This is a genomic window from Thiohalomonas denitrificans, from assembly GCF_900102855.1.
GTDB classification, from domain to species: Bacteria; Pseudomonadota; Gammaproteobacteria; order Thiohalomonadales; family Thiohalomonadaceae; genus Thiohalomonas; species Thiohalomonas denitrificans.
This window is the reverse complement of record NZ_FMWD01000011.1, coordinates 1-20,614: the sequence shown is the minus strand read 5'-3', so window position 1 is coordinate 20,614 and position 20,614 is coordinate 1. Positions and strand designations below refer to the sequence as shown.

At 59.6% G+C, this 20,614-nt stretch carries 18 protein-coding genes; 6 read left to right on the top strand and 12 right to left on the bottom strand.

Going from position 1 to position 20,614, the window contains the following annotated elements; all coding sequences use genetic code 11:
* Positions 1-28: 28 nt before the first annotated feature.
* From pilQ to BLP65_RS14455, 5 genes are read right to left on the bottom strand one after another with little or no spacing between them, the layout of a single operon-like run.
* Positions 29-2,125, bottom strand: a complete 2,097-nt coding sequence (gene pilQ, locus BLP65_RS14475) for a type IV pilus secretin PilQ (protein ID WP_092998649.1) — start codon at positions 2,123-2,125, stop codon at positions 29-31.
* A gap of 25 nt (positions 2,126-2,150) precedes the next feature.
* A complete protein-coding gene (locus tag BLP65_RS14470) occupies positions 2,151-2,699 on the bottom strand; it encodes a pilus assembly protein PilP (protein ID WP_139181523.1) in 549 nt (182 codons plus the stop codon).
* Positions 2,700-2,710: 11 nt separating this feature from the next.
* Positions 2,711-3,298, bottom strand: coding sequence for a type IV pilus inner membrane component PilO (gene pilO, locus BLP65_RS14465; protein WP_092998645.1), 588 nt, complete (start codon positions 3,296-3,298; stop codon positions 2,711-2,713).
* Between the two features lie 6 nt (positions 3,299-3,304).
* Positions 3,305-3,877, bottom strand: a complete 573-nt coding sequence (locus BLP65_RS14460; RefSeq protein ID WP_092998643.1) for a PilN domain-containing protein — start codon at positions 3,875-3,877, stop codon at positions 3,305-3,307.
* Positions 3,877-4,950 (bottom strand): pilus assembly protein PilM, encoded by a 1,074-nt coding sequence (locus BLP65_RS14455; RefSeq protein WP_092998641.1) that lies wholly within the window; start codon positions 4,948-4,950, stop codon positions 3,877-3,879. Before BLP65_RS14455 ends, BLP65_RS14460 begins: the two co-directional genes overlap by 1 nt.
* A 173-nt stretch (positions 4,951-5,123) precedes the next feature.
* Between BLP65_RS14455 and BLP65_RS14450 the strand changes: the two genes are divergently transcribed.
* Entirely contained in the window at positions 5,124-7,589 is a 2,466-nt protein-coding gene (locus BLP65_RS14450) for a penicillin-binding protein 1A (protein WP_092998639.1), read from the top strand.
* Between the two features lie 143 nt (positions 7,590-7,732).
* Positions 7,733-8,350 (top strand): hypothetical protein, encoded by a 618-nt coding sequence (locus tag BLP65_RS14445; protein WP_092998637.1) that lies wholly within the window; start codon positions 7,733-7,735, stop codon positions 8,348-8,350.
* A gap of 89 nt (positions 8,351-8,439) precedes the next feature.
* On the opposite strand, the gene BLP65_RS14440 is transcribed toward BLP65_RS14445, so the two are convergent.
* The 4 genes from BLP65_RS14440 to BLP65_RS14425 form a co-directional block, all read right to left on the bottom strand.
* The gene (locus tag BLP65_RS14440; RefSeq protein ID WP_092998635.1) at positions 8,440-9,696 is read right to left on the bottom strand and encodes a malic enzyme-like NAD(P)-binding protein; all 1,257 of its coding nucleotides are present in this window, start codon (positions 9,694-9,696) and stop codon (positions 8,440-8,442) included.
* A gap of 22 nt (positions 9,697-9,718) precedes the next feature.
* Positions 9,719-11,188, bottom strand: coding sequence for a M48 family metalloprotease (locus BLP65_RS14435; RefSeq protein WP_217632010.1), 1,470 nt, complete (start codon positions 11,186-11,188; stop codon positions 9,719-9,721).
* 120 nt (positions 11,189-11,308) lie between these two features.
* Positions 11,309-11,515, bottom strand: coding sequence for a 50S ribosomal protein L31 (gene rpmE / locus BLP65_RS14430; protein ID WP_092998632.1), 207 nt, complete (start codon positions 11,513-11,515; stop codon positions 11,309-11,311).
* Between the two features lie 119 nt (positions 11,516-11,634).
* Positions 11,635-11,991 carry a DUF3135 domain-containing protein gene (locus BLP65_RS14425; RefSeq protein WP_175452598.1) on the bottom strand — a complete coding sequence of 119 codons (357 nt, stop codon included), beginning with the start codon at positions 11,989-11,991 and terminating at the stop codon, positions 11,635-11,637.
* 249 nt (positions 11,992-12,240) lie between these two features.
* On the opposite strand from BLP65_RS14425, the gene BLP65_RS14420 reads away from it, so the two are divergent.
* On the top strand, positions 12,241-14,718 hold the full coding sequence (locus tag BLP65_RS14420) for a glycogen/starch/alpha-glucan phosphorylase (RefSeq protein ID WP_399352246.1): 2,478 nt from the start codon (positions 12,241-12,243) through the stop codon (positions 14,716-14,718).
* Positions 14,719-14,857: 139 nt separating this feature from the next.
* Here the strand turns inward: BLP65_RS14420 and rho are convergent, their stop codons facing one another.
* Together rho and trxA are read right to left on the bottom strand one after the other, a co-directional pair.
* Positions 14,858-16,114 carry a transcription termination factor Rho gene (gene rho / locus BLP65_RS14415; RefSeq protein WP_092998626.1) on the bottom strand — a complete coding sequence of 419 codons (1,257 nt, stop codon included), beginning with the start codon at positions 16,112-16,114 and terminating at the stop codon, positions 14,858-14,860.
* 215 nt (positions 16,115-16,329) lie between these two features.
* Positions 16,330-16,656, bottom strand: coding sequence for a thioredoxin TrxA (trxA, locus tag BLP65_RS14410; RefSeq protein ID WP_092998624.1), 327 nt, complete (start codon positions 16,654-16,656; stop codon positions 16,330-16,332).
* 186 nt (positions 16,657-16,842) lie between these two features.
* Here trxA and rhlB point away from each other — a divergent pair, with 186 nt between their 5' ends.
* Positions 16,843-18,156 (top strand): ATP-dependent RNA helicase RhlB, encoded by a 1,314-nt coding sequence (gene rhlB, locus BLP65_RS14405; RefSeq protein ID WP_092998749.1) that lies wholly within the window; start codon positions 16,843-16,845, stop codon positions 18,154-18,156.
* Positions 18,157-18,196: 40 nt separating this feature from the next.
* Entirely contained in the window at positions 18,197-18,601 is a 405-nt protein-coding gene (locus BLP65_RS14400) for a YkgJ family cysteine cluster protein (protein WP_245688354.1), read from the top strand.
* Between the two features lie 44 nt (positions 18,602-18,645).
* On the opposite strand, the gene yrfG is transcribed toward BLP65_RS14400, so the two are convergent.
* Positions 18,646-19,311, bottom strand: a complete 666-nt coding sequence (yrfG, locus tag BLP65_RS14395; protein WP_092998620.1) for a GMP/IMP nucleotidase — start codon at positions 19,309-19,311, stop codon at positions 18,646-18,648.
* A 330-nt stretch (positions 19,312-19,641) separates the two neighbouring features.
* On the opposite strand from yrfG, the gene BLP65_RS14385 reads away from it, so the two are divergent.
* On the top strand, positions 19,642-20,604 hold the full coding sequence (locus tag BLP65_RS14385) for an IS110 family RNA-guided transposase (RefSeq protein ID WP_092992258.1): 963 nt from the start codon (positions 19,642-19,644) through the stop codon (positions 20,602-20,604).
* Positions 20,605-20,614: the final 10 nt, after the last annotated feature.

Here is a 20,614-nt window from a genome sequence, read left to right as displayed (position 1 = left end):
ACTACCGGCATACTATCCTTTTTTTGTACTATTCGAAACTGCCGGAAAGACCCTCCTTGAGGATCTTCGGTGTAACGAAGATGAGCAGTTCGGCCTTGCTGTCCACTGTGCTGGTGCGCTTGAACAGGCGTCCGAGCAGCGGCAGGTCACCGAAGAAGGGGACTTTTTCGACATCATTGAGCGTGGTCTGCTCGTAGATACCGCCGAGGACGACCGTATCGCCGTTGTTGACGAGTACCTGGGTCTCGACCTCGCGGGTGTTAATGGTGGGAATGCCGCCGACAGATTGCCCTTGGCTATCCTTGCTGACCGCCAAGTCCATGACTATACGATCATCCGGTGTAATCTGAGGCGTCACACTCAATGCGAGAACCGCTTCTTTGAATGAAGTGGAGGTGGCTCCACTGGCACTCGCCTCCTGATAGGGGATCTCCACGCCCTGCTTGATGGTGGCCTCCTTCTGGTTGGAGGTCACCACCCGCGGATTGGAGATCACTTCACCTTTTCCTTCCGTCTGCAGGGCGGAGAGTTCAAGGTCCACCAAGTAGTCACCGGAAAGGAAAGCCACGGCGAGCTGACCGGCAGCTCCGGGCGCCGACAGATCGACATTCAGTCGATCCTCCGGGGAACCAAATACGATTTCACCTGCGCTGGATTCGTCCCAAATCGTCTGGGTTCCCTCGACAGTCCCCGACGTAAGCCCCACCGTGTCGCCATCCACTTCATAACCGCTGACACCGAAACGGACACCGAGGTCCTTGCTGAAGTCGTCATTGGCGATAACGATGCGGGACTCGATCAGTACCTGGCGAATGGCGACGTCGAGTCTTTCCACAAGGCGCGCCACATCCTCCAGATTTTCGGCCGTCTCCGACACCATCAGCGTGTTGGTGCGCACATCCACCGAAACGTTGGCGCGCTCCGAGAGGATGGAGCTCTCCCCCGACTTCAAGAGGCTGGCAATTTCAGATGCCTTGGCATAATTGACCTCGAAGTATTCGGTACGCAGCGGCGCCAGATCTTCCTTCTGCCGGTTGGCCTCGAGCTCCTGCTTCTCGCGTGCAGCCAACTCCTCGTTCGGTGCGATCAGCACGACATTGCCGCTCTGGCGCATCCCCAGGCCCTTGCTCTTGAGAATAATGTCCAGGGCCTGGTCCCAGGGGACATTCTTCAGGCGCAGGGTAATCTGTCCCTGGACCGTGTCGGAAGCGACGATATTGAGCCCGGTGAAGTCGGCGATGAGCTGAAGTACGGCCCTGACTTCGATGTCCTGGAAGTTGAGCGACAGCCGCTCTCCCGTGTAGCCATCCGCTCCGAGATCCGCCGTGCCCGTGGATTCCTTCTCTTCGACCGGCATCACTTCGAGGACGTAGGTGTCGCCGGTCTGATAGGCCAGGTGTTCAAACGGGGACCTGGCGTCGACCTTCATCCGAACGCCATCGCCCGTGCGATAGGTGTCGATGGTATTTACCGGCGTGGCGAAATCGGTGACGTTCAGGCGACGCTCCAGCTCTTCGGGCAGGTCGCTGTTAAGGAAATCTATGACGACATCGCCGCTGCGCTCCTTCATATCAACGGAGGTGCCCGGGTCCAGCGTAACAATGATTTTCCCCTGACCCTCTTCGCCCCGGCGGAAGTCAATCTCTTTGAGGTCGCGCACTCGGCCGGCATCGATTTTATCGCTATCCGGAATGCCCGTGGCCGCCGTCTTTGCGGTCTTGCCGCCGATAGTCAGAAGGATACTGTTCCCATCGCGCTCCAGCTCGTAGGGCACCATGTGGCTCAGGGCAACCACGACCCGCGTGCGCCCGTTGGCTGCCACCGCGCGGACACTCCGCGCCGGCGCGGCATCGATATCCATGAACCGCTTGGCAAGCGCCACTTCCGTTTCCGGAAGATCGATTGCAATACGCGCCGGATCATCGATGGTGAAGCTGCCCGGCTCGGGGGCCGGTCCCGACATCTGTAGCCGCAATTCGACCCGATCCCCCGGAAGCTCGGAATAGCTGACATCTTCCAGCGCCCGTGTCGCTGCCAGCGCGTTTTCACCGACGGATATCAGCAAAATAGCGGCGACCAAAGCCGGTAGCCGTGCCGCATCAAAAAGAAATCGATGGAGAATCATTGGGACCGCCTCTCTCCGTGCAAAGTTATTCTTCTGAGTCAAGGGCAAGGGCTGCCTCACGCTCTATCCAGCCACCAATACCGTCCGGTACGATTTCGACCAGCTCGATACGGGTCTCGGTCACATTGGTGATTCGACCGTAGTTCTGGCCGAGATGGTTACCGACCTGAACGCGATGCACCAGGCCATCCGGGGCCGTCAGGATGGCCCATTTCTGCTCCTTCTTTTCGAGATGACCCGCAAAGTTGAGCGTATCGAGCGGAAACTGCTCAAGCGGCTCTTTATGCCTGTCCTGATTGGGACTGATACCGTTATTGGAGACGGGTACTCGTTCAGCATCCATACCGGCCAGGGTAAAGGGCTCGCGCCTGTCGAAAGCGGAGTACTCGAAACCCTCGTACATCTGAAATTCCGGCATCGGGGCGATCCGGCTTCCCTTGCGCGCCTTCACCTCGTTGACGAATTGCTGCAGGTCGGCGTGCCCTCCGTCCGACCCCATACAGCCGGTTAGTGCGAAAAGCGTACCGAGGGCAACTGTCCCCAGGATCCGTAACCACGTTTGTCCAATTCGCATGACCTGCACCACTACTTGGCCTCGTCTTCATCAAGGTAACGGTAAGTCTTGGCAGTCGCATTCATCACCAGGGACTGGTCGGAGCCCGAGATGGAGATGTCGTGAAGCGTGACGATGCGAGGCAAGGCTGCGATACCGCTGACAAATTCACCAAACTTGTGATAACCACCCGTCACCCGCAGTGAGATCGGCAGTTCGGCGTAAAACTCTTTCGGAGCTTCCGCGCGGGGCTGGAACAGTTCGAATTCGAGACCGGTGGCAAGCCCGGTCTGGGTAATGTCCACGAGCAGATCGGGGACTTCCGTTTTACTCGGCAACTGACGGAGCATCGTGCCGAAGGATTCCTTCATTTCCTGCATCTGCTGCTTGTAGGCATCGAGGTTGGCCGCTTTGGCCTGTTTGGTCTCGAAGTCTTTTTTGAGCACGCTCTCCTTGGCACGAACGCGCTCGAGCTCCTGCCACTGATGCTGGGTATCGAAGTAGTAGCCCGCACCGAGGGTCAGAATACAGAGAATCAGGATAGAGATGCCTTTTACCAGCGGTGGCCAGTTGCCGACATTCTCGAGGTCGAGATCGTTGAAATTGATATTCAGGTCCATCGCCCCTTACCCCTTCTCTCCATTCCCGGATCCGCCGGCAGGATTGGCCTGCTGAATCCGCAACGTGAAGGAACGCGTACGGTCGCCACCCCTGGAGCTGGACTGGATCACATCCAGTTGCGGTTTGGTAAACCAGTCCGAACTGTCCAGCGCCCGCATGAAAGAGGAGACCCGCGCATTGGATTGTGTCTGACCTTTCAGGGTAATGGCCGAACCACTTTGGCTCAATTGGCTCAGCTGCACCCCTTCAGGTATGCGTTCCACCAGTTCCTGAAAAAGGTGGACGACTTCGGGACGGTTTCGCTGCAACCGCTCAATGACGCGCATGCGCGCGATGAGCTGCGCCTTCTGCTTCTCGATATCCCGGATTTCCCTGATCTTGGATTCGACTTGTTTGATTTCTTCCTGGATATAGCGGTTGCGCGACTCCTGATAGCCGATCATGCCGTTAATCTGTATGTGCGCGAGAAGCACAATGCCGCCCATCAGCAAAACCGAGCCGGCAGCAGCGACCCCGAATTCGCGCTTCTTCTCGTTGCGCCGTTCTTCGCGCCACGGTAACAGGTTGATGCGTGCCATCAGTCGAAGCTCCTCAGCGCAAGACCGCAGGCGATCATCAAGGCCGGAGCGTCATTCTTTAACACCTGAGCCTTGATTCTCGGCGCGATACTCATGCTGGCGAAAGGATTGGCGATGGAGGTGGGAACGCCGATTTTTTCCTCAATCAGTGAGTCCACGCCGGGTATGGAGGAACTGCCCCCGGCCAGCACAATGTGATCCACGCCGCTGTACTGACTGGACGAGAAGAAGAACTGTAGCGAGCGACTCACCTGCTGGGCCATGGCTTCCTTGAAGGGTTCCAGGACCTCGGGCACGTAGTTGTCCGGCAGCCCGCCCTGGCGCTTCGCCATGCCGGCCTCTTCGTAGGAGAGGCCATACCGCCGCTGGATCTCTTCCGTCAGCTGCTTGCCGCCGAACACCTGTTCACGGGTGTAGATCGTCTTCAGGTCGTAGAGCACATTGAGGGTGGTCATGGTGGCGCCGATGTCCACCACCGCTATGGTCTTGTCGAGACCGTGGTCTGGGAGCTGACTGCCGATCAGACCGAAGGCATTTTCCATGGCATACGCCTCGACATCGATGACCTTCGGCTGAATCCCGGCTAGCTCGATGGCGTCGACCCGCACTTCGACATTCTCGGTGCGCGAGGCAGCGAGCAGCACATCTACGCGTTCGGGATCATCTTCGGAGGGTCCGAGCACCTCGAAGTCCAGATTGACTTCGTCCAGGGGAAAGGGGATGTACTGGTCGGCCTCAACTTCGATTTGGCTCTCCAGCTCATCCTCGGAAAGCGAAGCGGGCATCGAAATGACTTTCGTAATGACGGCAGAACCGGCCACCGCCGCCGCCGCAAACTTCAACCGGCTACCGGATCGCTTTACGGCACGCTTGATGGCTTCACCGACGCCCTCGACATCCGAGATATTCTTCTCGATGACCGAATTGGGTGGCAACGGCTCCACGGCATAATTTTCAACTCGATAGGAGTCACCGCTTCTACTCAGCTCCAGCAACTTGATAGCAGTGGTGCTAATATCAAGTCCCAGGACCCGGGGCGTGCTCCGAGCCAAAAATCTCGGCAGCTGGATCATTTTTCCTTTAAGTACCCGTGCTTACGCGCAAAATTTAGACGACTACATTAAATACCAGTCACAACTAGCGGTCAACAGGCAAAACGTGACATGGGTTCATAGTTAGCCGCCAACGAAACCTTTATACTGTTTTGCCCCTGAAATGCCGTTGAACCAGTTCTCAAGTCCAAAACATGAAATTTTTTCTTCGCTTGATCCGCCGTGGCCTGCTCACGGTATTCATCCTGGGTGTTCTGGGCGCCGGGGCGGTGGTTGGCGCCTATCTCTACGTCGCTCCCGAACTCCCCTCCATCGAGAAGCTCAAGGATGTGCAGCTGCAGGTGCCGTTGCGGATCTACTCCCGCGAAGGCGAGCTTATCGCCGAATACGGGGAGATGCGACGCACCCCACTGGATTACGAGCAGATCCCCACGGCCATGGTGCAGGCGGTGCTTGCAGCCGAAGATGATCGCTTCTTCGAGCACCCGGGCGTTGATTACCAGGGCATCATTCGGGCAGTGGTGCATCTCATCCGTACCGGATCAAAGGGTCAGGGCGGCAGTACCATTACCATGCAGGTAGCCCGCAACTTTTTCCTCAGCAGTGAAAAAACCTACCTGCGCAAGGTTCGCGAGATCTTCCTTGCCCTCACGATCGAACGGCAACTGACCAAACCGGAAATACTGGAGCTATACCTCAACAAGATCTATCTGGGCAAGCGCTCGTACGGCGTGGCGGCCGCGGCGCAAGTCTACTACGGCAAGGAGATCAACGAGCTTGGAGTCCCCGAACTGGCGATGATTGCAGGACTGCCGAAAGCCCCGTCGCGGTTCAATCCGGTGGTGAATCCCGAGCGGGCGATGGAGCGTCGGGATTATGTACTGCGCCGGATGCACGAACTCGATTTCATATCCCGCGACGAGTATGAGGAGTATCTACAGACACCCGCCATTGCCCATCTGCATGCCTCATCCAACCAAATGGAAGCCCCCTTCCTGGCCGAGATGGTCAGGGCCGAAATGGTCAAACACTTCGGCCCCGCAGCCTACACTGCCGGGTACCGGGTCTATACGACGGTAGAGGCCCGCCTGCAGACCGGGGCCAACCAGGCGTTGCGGGAGGCACTCCTGGAGTATCACCGCCGCCACGGCTATCGGGGACCGGAAGCGCACGTCGTGCTGGAACAGGACGCCGGTCCGGAGGCATGGAAAGCGGCGCTGAAAGATCGGTCGAGCATCGGCAACCTGCAGCCCGGAATCGTCGTCGATGTTGGTGAAACCTCCGCTAAAGTGTACTTGCGTGGTGAAGAGGAGCCGGTGGAACTCGACTGGGAAGCGATGGCCTGGGCCCGTCCGTATATTGATGATTTCCGCGTCGGACCCGAGCCGAAAAAAGCGGCAGATATTCTCAACGTCGGCGACATCGTTCGGCTTGAACCTGCAGGGGAAGAGCAGTGGCTACTGGCCGAGGTACCCGAGGTGTCGGGGGCGCTCGTCTCGCTGCGACCGGATGACGGGGCAGTACTGTCCGTGGTTGGCGGCTTCGACTACTATCAAAGCAAATTCAATCGAGCGATCCAGGCTGAACGGCAGCCGGGCTCCAACTTCAAGCCCTTCATCTACTCCGCGGCGCTAGCCAACGGCTTTACTCCGGCGAGCGTGATCAACGACGCGCCGGTAGTATTCGCGGACCAGGCGCTGGAGACGGAGTGGCGACCCCAGAATTACAGCGGGCGCTTCTTCGGACCTACCCGCTTGCGGGAGGCCCTGGTGCGCTCCCGTAACCTGGTATCGATCCGTTTGCTCCGTTCGATGGGAGTCCCCAGCGCCCTGGATCATGTAGCGAAATTCGGTTTCGATCCGAAAAGTCTGAACCGCGATCTCTCCATGGCGCTAGGAAGCTCCGCAATGACCCCGTGGGTACTCGCACGGGGCTATGCGGTTCTGGCCAACGGCGGTTTTCAGGTGAAACCTTACTTCATTCAGCGCATCGAAGATGCCAAGGGGAACCTGCTGTTCAAGGCTGATCCGGCAAGGGCGTGCCTCCCCTGCGAACAAGAAGGGGAGGAAGAGGCGGAGCAGCCGCCAGAGCCGGAAATCGAACCGAAGGTGTTCGTAACAGCAACGGATCCCCTGGCCGATTTCCTGCGTGAACCGCATCTGGCGCCCCGCAGCGTCGACCTCCGCAACGTCTATCTGGTAACCTCGATGCTGCAGGACGTGATTCGGCGCGGCACCGGCCAGAAGGCACTCACGCTGGGCCGGCGCGACCTCGCCGGAAAGACCGGCACGACCAATGAACAGCTCGACGCCTGGTTTTCCGGGTTCAACCGGGACGTGGTGACCACCACCTGGGTGGGCTTTGATACCCCGCGATCCATGGGGCGGTACGAAACCGGCTCCCGTGCCGCACTTCCGATGTGGATCAAATACATGGCGGTGGCCCTGGACGGTCGAAGCGAGCACAAACTCGAGCAGCCACCAGGTCTTGTGAGCGTCCGTATCGACCCCGAGACCGGACTGCTGGCGCGCAGCGGCACTCCGGATGCGATGTTCGAGACCTTCCGTAGCGAATATGTACCCGAGCAGAAAACCGAGCCGGTAGCCACTGGCACTGAAACCTCCGGGGGTGGCAGTACGGTGACGGAGCAGTTGTTTTAAGGCACGGGAATACCGGAGTCCGAGTGTCCGTTGTCGACCCGCGATCGACAACGGCACACAGCCGCAGCCCTGTGGGACTCAAGTCCACCCGTGCCCTATGATCGTTTGTACCCACACAAAGACCGTTCCAGAACTATCTCACCATGCCGAAACAGTCCCCCAGGCGGGAAGCGCAGGTACGCCAGCAGTTGGCCCAGGAAGCGGCCCGCTTCATGATCGAAGGTGGCATACGCGATTTTGCGATGGCCAAGCGCAAGGCGGCTGAACGACTCGGCCTGAGCCAGACCCGGAATCTGCCCACCAACCGGGAGATCGAACAGGCACGGGCGGAATACCTCTCGATCTTCCAGCCGGAGAGCCAGCCTCAGCGGTTGAGGGAACTACGGGAAGCAGCGGTCGGGGCCATGAAGATGCTCGGGACGTTTTCACCCCGACTGGTAGGACCGGTGCTCGCCGGCACGGCCGACGATCACTCGCCGATCTACCTTCACCTGTTTTCCGATACCCCGGAACAGGTGGACTTCTTTCTTGGCGATCGCGGTATCCCGTTCGAACACGACGAACGCCGCGTTCGTCTCGAGCCCGAAAAGCAGGAAACCTTTCCCATGTACCGGATCCTCGCGGACGACATCGTCGTCGAAATGACCGTGTTTCCGGTAAAGGGCCAGCGTCAGGCCCCGCTCAGCCCGGTGGATGGCCGGCCGATGCGCCGGGCCAATCGCCACGAGGTGGAGGCGCTGCTTCAGGAAGAGCGCGGTTAGCCCGCACGCCTCCGGAAAAAAACGGTAGGTCGGCCTTTAGGCCGTCGTTCCAGTCTGACGGCTGAAGGCCGTCCTACGGGTGCCAGGCCCTACTGCTGCGGGTAGTGCGCGGGCCAGCCGTAGCGGGCGACGCCGGTGTCGATGGCAGCGCGGGCGACGGCAGGGGGCACGTTTTCGATTAGTCGCGGATCAAAAGGTTTGGGAATGATGTAGTCCGGCCCGAACTTCATCGTTTCCTGCTCGTAGGCCTCCAGTACGCTGTCGGGCACCGGCTCGTGGGCCAGTGCCTTGAGCGCATGCACCGCCGCGATCGCCATCTCAGTATTGATGGCCCGGGCCCCGACATCAAGCGCACCCCGGAAGATGAAGGGAAAGCCCAACACATTGTTGACCTGATTCGGGTAGTCGCTGCGACCTGTCGCCATGATGAGGTCATTTCGCGTCTCGCGGGCCAGCTCGGGGCGGACTTCGGGCACCGGATTCGAGAGCGCAAAGACGACCGGCCGGGGCGCCATACTCGCGAGCATTCCGGCATCGACCAGGTCCGGTCCCGACACTCCGATGAACACATCAGCGCCCGCCATGGCATCCGCCAGGGTGCGCCGTCCGGTCTCGACCGCAAACTCGCGCTTGTAGGCGTTGAGGTCATCACGCCCGGTATGCACAATGCCCCTTCGATCCACCAGCATGATGTTTTCACGCCGGGCACCGAGCGCCACCAGCAATTCCATCGAGGCGATGCCGGCGGCACCCGCCCCGAGACAGGTGATTTGCGTCGCGTGGATCGATTTCCCCTGGATATCCAGCGCATTCAGCAGCCCGGCGGCGATAATGATGGCGGTCCCGTGCTGGTCATCGTGGAACACGGGAATATCGATGCGCTCCTTCAGCTTTCGCTCCACCTCGAAGCAGTGCGGAGCGGCGATGTCCTCCAGATTGATACCCCCGAAAGTGGGCGCAATCGCCGCCACCGTATCCACGATTGCATCGGGGGAGTCCGCATCGATCTCGATATCGAACACATCGATCCCGGCAAAGGTCTTGAACAGTACCCCCTTGCCCTCCATGACGGGTTTGCTGGCAAGCGCCCCGGTGTTGCCAAGGCCCAGCACTGCGGTACCGTCGGTCACCACGGCCACCAGATTGCCCTTGTTGGTATAGCGATAGGCATCCAGCGGCTCTTCGGCAATGGCCCGCACCGGAACGGCAACACCCGGGGTATAGGCCAGACTCAGCTCCCGCTGGGTTTCACAGGGCTTGGTGACGGCCGTGGCGATCTTCCCCGGAACGGGCTGTGCATGATAGTCGAGTGCCTGTTGCTCTTCTTCGGTCCAGTTTCGGGTCATGATATTGCCGGTTGGTTGTTATTCATTGAACGGTCTTCAACCGCTCCCCGGGGATCGGTTCGCCGCGAGGGTAGCGGGCATTCAGCAGCCGTAGTTGCTCTTCCGCATGGTGGTGAATCCGGGATTCGGCGGCCAGCTCCCGGAAGGTGGTGCCGTCTCGGGCTTCGATGATCGCGAGTCTCAGCGGCTCGGCCAGGTCCCGCTCTTCCTCACTAAGGGCGTGAAAAGTACGAATGCTCCGCATCATGGCATCATCATGGGCCTTGAGCCCGTCGGCCTTTTGCGGAGTCCCCAGAAAGACAAAGGCCTGCGACCCTTTGTAGAGAACCGCCACGCGGGCGTTTCGCACGTCCGCACCAGCGCCAGCCGAAGCGACGCCGGTATAGCCGTCCAGCCCGTCGACCCTCAGGGGTTCGCCGCCCTGAAGATCATCGAGTTTCAGTCGATCCCGCAAAAAACGCTCCGGGGAGATGCGTTTGTTGCGATCCGCCACGGTGACCTGAAGAGCCGCGGACCGATCCGGAGAGATGGCGACCAGCCGGTCAGGTCGGTTCTCGACCCTCCACCCCTCCGGAAATTGCAGGGCGATATCGAGATCCCGATGGTAGAAGGCATTACCGCGCAGGGTTCCCTCGGAGGCGCTTTCCCCGAATACCAGGCCATCCAGGCGGCGCAGGAACGGCCCCCTGGGCGCTGTTGCCTGTCCACCCGGCAGCGCCTCGGCCTGGCGTACCACCGTTTTGAGGCGTTCATCGTTGTCGGGATGGGTGGCAAACACACCGTGATAGACGCGCGGCTCCCGATTCTCTTCTTTGGCAAGCTGGATTTCGAATTGCTCCTGATTCTTCAGCACGCCCACCACATCCAGCATGGCCTCGGGGTCACGCCCGGTTCCGGCCAGGTATTGCGCCCCCAGCCGATCCGCTTCCAGCTCGTGCTCTCTCCCGTACCCCCGCAACAGTGCGGTACTCAGGGTGCTGAACAGGTCGCTGACGCCGCGGTTCTGCAACTCCGGCACCAGCAGGGCGCCCAGGGTAAAACCCAGATTGGCAGCAGTGGAGGCGCTAATCTGGCGTACGCTGTGGCGCGCCGTCACGTGACCGATTTCGTGGCCCAGAACCGCCGCCAGTTCATCCTCGGAATTCAGGTAGGCGAGGAGACCGCGGGTGATGTAGATATAGCCACCCGGCAGGGCAAACGCATTGACCTCACTGCTATCGAGAACCGTAAATCGGTAGATCAGATCCGAACGGTGGCTCCTGGCCGCCAGCCTCTCACCGATGCGTTGTACATAGGCCTGGAGTTCCGGATCATCGTATGCGCCGTAGGCCTCGATGATCTTCGGGTGCTCCTGACGACCGATGGTGATCTCCTGCTGCTCGCTGAGCAGGGAAAGTTCGCTCTGGCCGCTGACCGGATTGACCGCGCAACCGGCCGTGGCAGCGACCACCGCCATGCCGATAACAGCGGCCAGACGTCGAAAGAGGCTCATCTCATAACTTCTCCGCGGTTTTTTCAATCCGCCAGGAGCCGGCGGCCCGGAACAGGCACAAAAAAGGGGCGCCCTCTCGGTACGCCCCTTTTACCACCCTCATGCGGGGCATGGGAGGTCTTATTTTTTGATTCCGTACTTCTGACGGAACTTGTCCACACGACCGCCGGTATCGACCATCTTCTGTTTGCCGGTGAAGAACGGGTGGCAAGCGGAGCAGACGTCGAGGTTCAGGTCCTCTTTGGCGGTCGAGCGGGTCTTGAAACTGTTACCGCAACTGCAGTTGACGGTGATTTCCTGATATTCAGGATGGATATCCGACTTCATTGCACTAAGCCCCTTGGATTGTTTCGCATGCCGCTACCCACGCCTTTTGGCAGGCACCGCACGCAGGAAACCGCCGATTATAGGAAAACCCAGCTCCGGCGGCAAGCGGTATGCGGTGACTACTCGGCGGGGGTGTGCTCCGAATGCGGCATTCGATGCCGATTCAGCGGCAGAACCGTGGCACCCGTTTCATCTTCGCGTACCCGTTTGCCATTATGGAGCACATCCAGCAGTCCATGGTTCCCGGTTACCGAGTCCCACATCATGCGCGAGAGAGTGATGCAGGCGGAGAGGGGGTTTGTGCAGCGGAGTCGTTCCTGGTCGATTCGCCACTGGAGGCGCCGCATTCGCTGGCGGCGCTCTTCGGGAACACGTGCCAGCGCCGACTCGATGATTTCACGGCGCCGACGCTCGAAGGCGTCCGGGTCCCGCTGGGCCAGGGCCCTCAGGTCTTCGTATTCCGGCGGCGTGATCATCTCTCCTCCTTGAGCGGTCGCCGACTTCCCTGTCGATGGTCTCGACAGTGTAGCCCAGCCATAGCCCCTGCCAACCCTCCGGGAACGCGTAGAAACACTCATCCCGGGCATCAACTATCTTTTCGTCAGGGTCTGGCGGGGCTCAGGCGACCATATTCCTTTGATGACCCCTCGAGGTTCAATTCGCCGCCGGGTGCTGCCGCAACCGAAACACCTCCACCTCTCTACCCAGGGATAAAAATGGATCGAATGCCCTCAGGACGCATGAACCGGGCCTTCAAGTACGACTACGAGGGACTCGACGTCGCGTCCATCAAACAGTCACTGGCCAACCGCATGATCTACGCGGTGGGCAAGGATAACTATACGGCGACCGACCGTGACTGGTTCCATGCCACGGCCTATGTCGTGCGCGACCGCCTCATCGAACGCTGGATGGAGACGATGCGCACCTACTACCGTGAGGACACCAAGAGGGTCTACTACTTCTCTCTGGAGTTTCTGATCGGCCGCAGCCTCATCAACAGCCTGTTGAACCTGGGATTTTGCGACGAAACCAGGGAGGCGCTGCTCGAACTGGGTCTGGACCTAGAGGCGATCGCCGACCTGGAGTTCGACGCCGCCCTCGGCAATGGCGGTCTCGGCCGGCTTGCCGCCTGCTTTCTCGATTCCATGGCGACACTGAGTCTGCCCGGCTACGGCTACGGTATCCGTTACGAATACGGCATGTTCCGCCAGGCAATCGAAAACGGACATCAGGTGGAGCACCCGGACAACTGGCTCCGCTATGGCAATCCGTGGGAGTTTCCCCGCCCGGAGGTGCTCTATCCCGTCGAATTCTACGGGGAAGTGGTGCAGTACCACGATGAGAGGGGACGGGTTCACCATCATTGGCAGGACACCGATGAGGTGATGGCGATGGCCTATGACACTCCCATTCCCGGCTACGGGGTGGATACGGTCAACAATATGCGACTCTGGTCGGCCAAGGCGTCCCGTGACTTCGACCTGCGCTATTTCAACGAAGGCAACTACATCAAGGCGGTGGAGGACAAAACCGACTCCGAGAACCTCTCCAAGGTCCTCTATCCCTCGGACGAGACCACCGAGGGTCGCGAACTCCGATTGAAGCAGCAGTATTTTTTCGTCAGCGCTTCCCTGCAGGACATCATTGCACGCTTCCTCAAACAGCATGATTCCCTGCTCGATCTGCCCGACAAGGTGGCCATTCAGCTCAACGACACCCATCCGTCGATCGCCATTCCGGAGCTGATGCGCCTGCTCATCGACCGCTACCACCAGGAGTGGGAGACGGCATGGGAGATCACCACCCGCGTATTTGGCTACACCAACCATACCCTGCTGCCGGAAGCCCTGGAAACCTGGCCTGTATCACTGCTGGAGCAGTTGCTGCCGCGTCACCTGCAGATCATCTATGAGGTGAACCATCGCTTCCTCAATCGGGTGATGCATCAGTTCCCCGGCGATGTGGACCGCTTGCGCCGAATGTCCCTGATCGATGAAGAGGGTGGCAAGCGGGTACGCATGGCACACCTGGCCATCATCGGCAGCCATACGGTCAACGGGGTGGCAGCGATCCACACGAAGCTGCTCAAGGAGCGGATCTTCCGGGATTTTCACGAGTTGATGCCCGAACGGTTCGTCAATGTCACCAATGGGATCACCCCCCGGCTCTGGCTGCATCAGGCGAATCCGGGCCTTTCCGGTCTGATCTCCCGCTATATCGGGCATGACTGGGTCACGGACCTGCCGGCGCTGGCGGAACTTGCGACGTTCGCCGAGGACGAGGAGTTTCTGGAGGCGTTTCGGCAGGTAAAAAGGGCAAACAAGGAATCCGTGGCTGCCTCACTAGCGGATCGGGTCGGAGTGAGGGTCGACCCGACCTCCCTGTTCGATGTGCAGGTGAAGCGGCTCCATGAATACAAGCGCCAGCTACTCAACGTGCTCCACGTGGTGACACTCTACAACCGTATTCGCAACGGGCAGGCGGACGATCGTGTCCCCCGCTCGGTGATGTTCGCGGGCAAGGCCGCCCCGAGCTACCGGATCGCCAAACTGCAAATCGAGCTCATTCACGCGGTGGCCGATATCGTCAATAACGACCCGCGGATTGGCGACCGGCTCAAGGTGCTGTTTATTCCCAACTATGACGTTTCCACGGCAGTCGGGCTGATTCCCGCTGTCGATCTCTCCGAGCAGATCTCCACCGCCGGAACCGAGGCCTCGGGAACGGGCAACATGAAGCTGGCATTGAACGGGGCCCTGACCATCGGCACGCTGGACGGTGCAAACATCGAGATCCGGCAGGAGGTCGGCGAGGAGAACATCTTCATCTTCGGAAATACGGTCGAAGAGCTGGAAGTCCTGCGCCGAAATGGCTACGACCCCAGGTCCTGGGTCAATGCCGATCCCGAATTGAGGCAGACCCTGGAGATGATTGGCGGCGGGTATTTTTCCCCGGAAGAGCCAAACCGCTTCAAGCCTATCGTCGAGGGACTTCTCAACCACGACCGCTATTTCGTCCTGGCCGACTACCGCTCCTACATCGAACGTCAAAAAGATGTGGACCGTATCTACCACGACCCGGATGTCTGGGCACGCCGGGCGGTACTCAACACCGCGCTGATGGGAAACTTCTCGTCCGACCGGACCGTGCAGGAATACGCTGAAAAGATCTGGGGAGTAAAGCCGGAGCGGAATCTCTGATTCGGGACCGTATCGGATGATCACCGCAGGGACGCAGAGTAACTCACTGCGTACGTAAATCACTGAACGGCGGGCCGTCGTCCCCCGTACTCTGCGCCTCTGTGGTGCTCTTTGGCGGCACTCTCGCGCCGCCGCCGAATCAGCCCTTCATCGAACCGAAGAATTCGGCATTGGTCTTGGTGACCTTGAGCTTGTCATGGAGGAACTCCATGGCCGCCAGCTCATCCATCGGGTGCAGGAGCTTGCGGAGAATCCACATCTTCTGCAACTCATCGACGCTGGTAAGCAACTCTTCACGACGCGTACCGGAGCGATTGATGTTGATCGAAGGATAGACCCGCCTCTCGGCAATCTTCCGGTCCAGGTGGATCTCGAGATTGCCGGTGCCCTTGAACTCCTCATAGATGACATCGTCCATGCGCGACCCGGTATCGACCAGGGCGGTGGCCATAATGGTCAGCGAGCCACCCTCTTCGATATTGCGCGCCGCTCCGAAGAAGCGCTTGGGACGATGCAGTGCATTGGCATCGACACCACCGGTCAACACCTTGCCGGAAGAGGGAATGACGGTGTTGTAGGCCCGGGCCAGTCGCGTAATGGAGTCGAGCAGAATAATGACGTCTTTCTTGTGCTCGACCAGCCGCTTGGCCTTTTCGATCACCATCTCCGCCACCTGCACATGCCGGCTGGCCGGCTCGTCGAAGGTGGAAGAAACCACCTCGCCACGTACCGAACGCGCCATCTCGGTGACCTCTTCAGGCCGCTCGTCGATAAGCAGCACGATAAGGTAGCACTCGGGATGATTGTGGGCGATGGATTGAGCGACGTTCTGGAGGAGCATGGTTTTGCCGGCCTTGGGCGGGGAGACAATCAGGCCTCGTTGCCCCTTTCCGACCGGTGCCACCAGGTCAATCACCCTGGCGGTGATATCTTCGGTGGAGCCATTACCCAGTTCCAGGTCGAGCCGCTCATCCGGATGAAGCGGTGTGAGGTTCTCGAACAGAACCTTGCCCTTGGCATTCTCGGGCGGCTCGAAATTGATCTCGCTGACCTTCAGCAATGCAAAATAGCGTTCGCCCTCTTTGGGCGGCCGAATCTTGCCGGCGACGGTATCGCCGGTGCGCAGACTGAAGCGGCGAATCTGGCTGGGCGAGATATAGATGTCATCCGGGCCGGCCAGGTAGGAACTACCAGCCGAGCGCAGGAAGCCAAAGCCGTCCTGCAGGATTTCCAGGACCCCGTCACCGTAGATATCCTCACCCTGCTTGGCCTGGGCCTTGAGGATGGAGAAGATAACGGCTTCTTTACGGGAGCGGGATATGCCTTCAACGCCGAGGGAGCTGGCAATATCAAGCAGTTCCGAGGCGGGTTTTCTCTTAAGTTCGGTCAGGTTCATCGTTTTGGCTGTGGATAGCTACTGCATGAGCGCGAGTAGTGTGGAGGAATCAACGGGTACACGAAAAGGCCCGAATGGCCCAACAACTCTGGAAAGGGGAGTGCCGGATACGGCGGTCTGTCTGTACGAATTCAGATGCGTATCCCTTGGAAGGGTATCACCCGGATCGGGTCCCGTCCAGCAGGATACGCCAGACGGGACGAAATTTTCTATTTTCAGAGATTGCTGTCGATGAAGGCCGTCAGCTGCGACTTGGAAACGGCGCCCACCTTGGTCGCCTCCACACTACCGTCCTTGAACAGCATCAAGGTCGGGATCCCGCGGATACCGTATTTCGGTGGCGTGTTCGGGTTTTCGTCGATATTCAGCTTGGCGACCTTGAGCTTGCCGGCATACTCCTCGGCAATCTCATCGAGAACCGGCGCAATCATTTTGCAGGGGCCGCACCAATCCGCCCAGTAATCGACGAGGACAGCACCCTCGGCGCCGATCACCTCTCCCTCGAAAGTATCATCGGTGACGTAAACGATTTTGTCGCTCAATTTTCGCGTGCCTCCAATTCGCCCGATTCAGGAATCGGTCGGATTGCGGAATCGCCACGGATTCCATAATCCGACCGACTCCCAGCCGGAACATATCGTTAGTTGTGGGTTTTCAACCCATTTGAGCCCAATACCGTCCCCATTTCAAGTCCCAAAGACGGCCGTTTCTGTTATTCTTCCCAACTTATGAGTGATACGCTATTGACAGACGTTTCGTTCCGTTCCTTCGATCTGCCCGAGCCCGTCCTCCGGGGTGTCGAAGAAACGGGTTTTTCCCAATGCACCCGAATCCAGGCCGAGACGCTGCCGCTTGCATTGGCCGGCAAGGATGTCGCGGGCCAGGCCCAGACCGGCACCGGCAAGACTGCCGCCTTTCTCATCGCACTTTTCACCCACCTGATTCGTGAGCCGGCCAAAGAGGGGAGACGCCCCAATCAGCCGCGCGCCATCATCCTGGCACCGACACGTGAGCTGGCCATCCAGATCCATCGTGATGCCGAACAGATTGGCCGCCACACCGGCTTCCGGCTCGGTCTGATCTACGGCGGTACCGGCTACGAAGAGCAGCGGCAGCAGCTGCGGGACGGCGTCGATGTGCTCATCGGTACGCCCGGTCGCATCATCGATTACTTCAAGCAGAAGGTGTTCGACCTCAGGGCCATCCAGGTGATGGTACTCGATGAAGCCGACCGAATGTTCGATCTCGGATTCATCAAGGATATCCGCTATCTGCTGCGCCGCATGCCCCATCCCGAGGAACGCCTCGGACTGCTCTTTTCCGCTACGCTCTCGTTCCGGGTAGCCGAGCTCGCGTACGAGCATATGAACAACCCTCACCAGGTAGAGGTGGAGCCGGAGCAGGTCACTGCCGAACGGGTCGAGGAGTCGGTCTACTTCCCGGCGATGAATGAAAAAATCCCGCTGCTGCTGGGCCTGATCGAACGCTTTAAGCCGGAGCGCAGCATCATCTTCGTCAATACCAAACGCGTCGCCGATCGCGTATGGGGCTATCTGGAGGGCAACGGGCACAAGACCTCCATTCTCTCCGGCGACGTTCCACAGAAGAAGCGCCAGCGCCTGCTGGGCCAATTCGAATCCGGAGAGTACGCCTTTCTGGTGGCCACCGATGTCGCGGCCCGGGGACTGCACATCCCGGATGTCACTCACGTGTTCAACTTCGACCTGCCCCAGGACGCAGAGGATTACGTGCACCGCATCGGCCGTACCGCACGAGCCGGGGCCGCCGGAACGGCGATCAGCTTTGCCTGCGAGGAGTACGCCTTCTCACTCATGGAGATCGAGGCCTATATCGGCCACAAGATCCCGGTAGAGCCGATCAGCGAAGGCCTGCTCGTGGAGCCCAAGGCGCCGGTAAGGGCCCCGCGGCGGGACAAGCAACCGGGGGGCCGGGGAGGCAAACGAGCCGATGGGAACCGCGGCAGCGGCGACCGTTCGCGGCACCGGGGACGCAGTAGCCACCGCAGTCCCTCAAAGGGATAATGGACCGGCCCGCCCCGCGGGCCGAAATGAAGGGGTCGCCGTGGCCAGGAAACAAATCGAGATTACGCCCGAGAACAAGTGCAGTTTCTGCACAGGCTCCAAATGCTGCACCTACGTCACCCAGGCGATCGAGACACCTCGTTCCAAGGCCGAATTCGAGCATCTGCTGTGGCAGGTCTCACACCGGGATGTGGAGGTCTACAAGGATGATGACGGATGGTTTCTGATGTTCAACACACCATGCCTCCATCTCCGGTCCGACGGCGGCTGCGGCATCTATGAAGCTCGCCCCACGATCTGCCGTGAGCACTCCAATGACTTCTGTGAGTATGACGAACCGGCCGAAAAGGGTTTCGACCTCTACTTCCCCGATCATGACACCCTGCTGACCTACTGCCGCAAGCGCTTCAAGTCCTGGGACAAGAGAAAGAACCGGGGCAACTAAAGACGATTCACCACAGAGGACACGGAGGGCAGGTTCGCGAAATCTCAGGTCCCGACGGTGTCGGGCATGATGTCCCGGAAGCTCTCGATCGCATCGAACTCCTCCACGTCCTTGGCGGGGCGCCGGGTATCGGGCTTGTGAACAGCCAATAACCAGTCGATACCGTATTCGCGTGCCGATCGCAGCACCGGCAGACTGTCGTCAATCAGCAGGGTCCTGGCCGGGTCGAAAGACTCGCGACTCTGCAGCTGATCCCAGAACTGCGGATGCTCTTTGGGCATCCCGAAATCATGGGAACAAACCAGATGATCCAGGTGACCGGCGAGCCGGGTCTTCTCCATTTTCAGTTCGAGACTCTTCATATGGGCGTTGGTCACCAGAACCGCGCGCCGGCCGCTGCCCCGTACCCCGTCGAGAAACGGGGTCACGTGGGGATGCACGGCGATCAGGTGGTCGACCTCCTGTTTCAATAGCGCGATATCGAGGTCCAGCTCCCGCCCCCAGTAATCGATACAGTACCAGTCCATGGTGCCCTCCACCGCATGCATGCGCGGATAAAGCTCGGCCTTGGCCTGCTTGATGCTGATACCGTTCTTTTCGGCAAAACATTTGGGCACGTACTCCACCCAGAAGTAGGTATCGAAATTCAGGTCCAAGAGAGTGCCGTCCATATCCAGAAGGACGGTATCGATCCGGCTCCAGTCGATCATTGCGCGACAGTGACTCCATGAAAATGGATGGGAAAGTGCCAACATTGTAACCAGTTGAGTCGCCCGTTTCCCAAATATGCAGCGGGGTCCTTGGAGGTTATCGCGGCTTCCGCCGCTTGTATGTTTGTTCCCGGCAAGTCACAAAGGGGCTTGTCGGGGTGGAGGGACGAACGCCGCATCTGGCCAAAGGCACAGACCGTAGGAGATATCGTCCCGCCCCTCACCTAATCGCCAATATGGAATCTATCGGCTATGGACCGACGATTAATGGCAAGCCAGCGCTAGGGTGAGCCCCGACAAGCATGTTCACATTAGTCGGGGGAGCATCTCATGGCAATGCCTGTACGGCCGTATCTGGTGGGGGTGGATGTCAGTAAGGCGGAGCTGGCTATCTGCGAACATCCTGAAGCTCCGGTAATCCTTCTGGAGAATGACCCGGGGTCGATAGCCGGGTGGCTAAAACAGTTGCAGGCTCCGGCCTGCCTGGCCGTCGAGGCCACCAATACCTACCACATGGAACTTGTGGACCAAGCGCACCGCCTTGGCCATACGGTGTACGTGGTCGATGGCTTTCGCCTGAACCGCTATCGCCAGAGCATCGGCGGCCGCGCGAAGACCGACAGTTCCGATGCCCGCCTGCTATGGCGGTACCTGGACCGGGAACGGGCTGACCTAAGGCCCTGGACACCGCCCTCGAAGGGCTATCGCACCCTCCAGCAGCTACTCAGACGCCGCGCCGTGCTCGTCCGGGCCAAATCAGCTCTGGAGCAGAGCCTGCGGGAGGTACCTGAGCTCAAGCGAGAAGCCCAAGGGCTCACCAAACAGTTCAAGATGCTCGACAGCGCCATCCTGCGCCGGATTCGAGAATGTATTCGCCACCACCAATGGCAGGCGGATATGGAGCGCTGCCAAGGCATTGAGGGGGTGGGACCACTGAGCGCCGCCGCGCTAACCATGGCCTTCCAGCGAGGTCACTTCCGCAGCAACGACGCCTTCGTCGCGTTCCTGGGGCTTGATGTGCGGGTCCGGGACTCCGGCAAGACCCGGGGGCAACGGAAACTGACCAAGCAAGGCGACCCGGAGCTGCGCCGACTTCTCTACCTAGCCGCTATGACCGCGAGCCGAAGCGCCACTTGGCGCGGCTTCTATCAGCGCCACTTGGACCGCGGTCTATCCCCAACGCAGGCGTTCATCATCCTCGCAAGGAAAATCGCAAGAATCGCCTTCTCGCTCCTTAAGAACCAAACCACCTATCAGCCCAAACCTCACATCGAGGCTTGCGCCGTGACATAGAATCTCCTAC

Coding starts and splice junctions, on each gene's coding strand:
- rhlB (WP_092998749.1), top strand. CDS start 16,843: ATGAGTGATACGCTATTGACAGACGTTTCGTTCCGTTCCTTCGATCTG.
- BLP65_RS14460 (WP_092998643.1), bottom strand. CDS start 3,877: ATGGCACGCATCAACCTGTTACCGTGGCGCGAAGAACGGCGCAACGAG.
- BLP65_RS14435 (WP_217632010.1), bottom strand. CDS start 11,188: ATGAGCCTCTTTCGACGTCTGGCCGCTGTTATCGGCATGGCGGTGGTC.
- BLP65_RS14385 (WP_092992258.1), top strand. CDS start 19,642: ATGGCAATGCCTGTACGGCCGTATCTGGTGGGGGTGGATGTCAGTAAG.
- BLP65_RS14445 (WP_092998637.1), top strand. CDS start 7,733: ATGCCGAAACAGTCCCCCAGGCGGGAAGCGCAGGTACGCCAGCAGTTG.
- rho (WP_092998626.1), bottom strand. CDS start 16,114: ATGAACCTGACCGAACTTAAGAGAAAACCCGCCTCGGAACTGCTTGAT.
- BLP65_RS14470 (WP_139181523.1), bottom strand. CDS start 2,699: ATGCGAATTGGACAAACGTGGTTACGGATCCTGGGGACAGTTGCCCTC.
- rpmE (WP_092998632.1), bottom strand. CDS start 11,515: ATGAAGTCGGATATCCATCCTGAATATCAGGAAATCACCGTCAACTGC.
- pilO (WP_092998645.1), bottom strand. CDS start 3,298: ATGGACCTGAATATCAATTTCAACGATCTCGACCTCGAGAATGTCGGC.
- yrfG (WP_092998620.1), bottom strand. CDS start 19,311: ATGATCGACTGGAGCCGGATCGATACCGTCCTTCTGGATATGGACGGC.
- BLP65_RS14440 (WP_092998635.1), bottom strand. CDS start 9,696: ATGACCCGAAACTGGACCGAAGAAGAGCAACAGGCACTCGACTATCAT.
- BLP65_RS14455 (WP_092998641.1), bottom strand. CDS start 4,950: ATGATCCAGCTGCCGAGATTTTTGGCTCGGAGCACGCCCCGGGTCCTG.
- BLP65_RS14420 (WP_399352246.1), top strand. CDS start 12,241: ATGCCCTCAGGACGCATGAACCGGGCCTTCAAGTACGACTACGAGGGA.
- pilQ (WP_092998649.1), bottom strand. CDS start 2,125: ATGATTCTCCATCGATTTCTTTTTGATGCGGCACGGCTACCGGCTTTG.
- BLP65_RS14450 (WP_092998639.1), top strand. CDS start 5,124: ATGAAATTTTTTCTTCGCTTGATCCGCCGTGGCCTGCTCACGGTATTC.
- BLP65_RS14425 (WP_175452598.1), bottom strand. CDS start 11,991: ATGATCACGCCGCCGGAATACGAAGACCTGAGGGCCCTGGCCCAGCGG.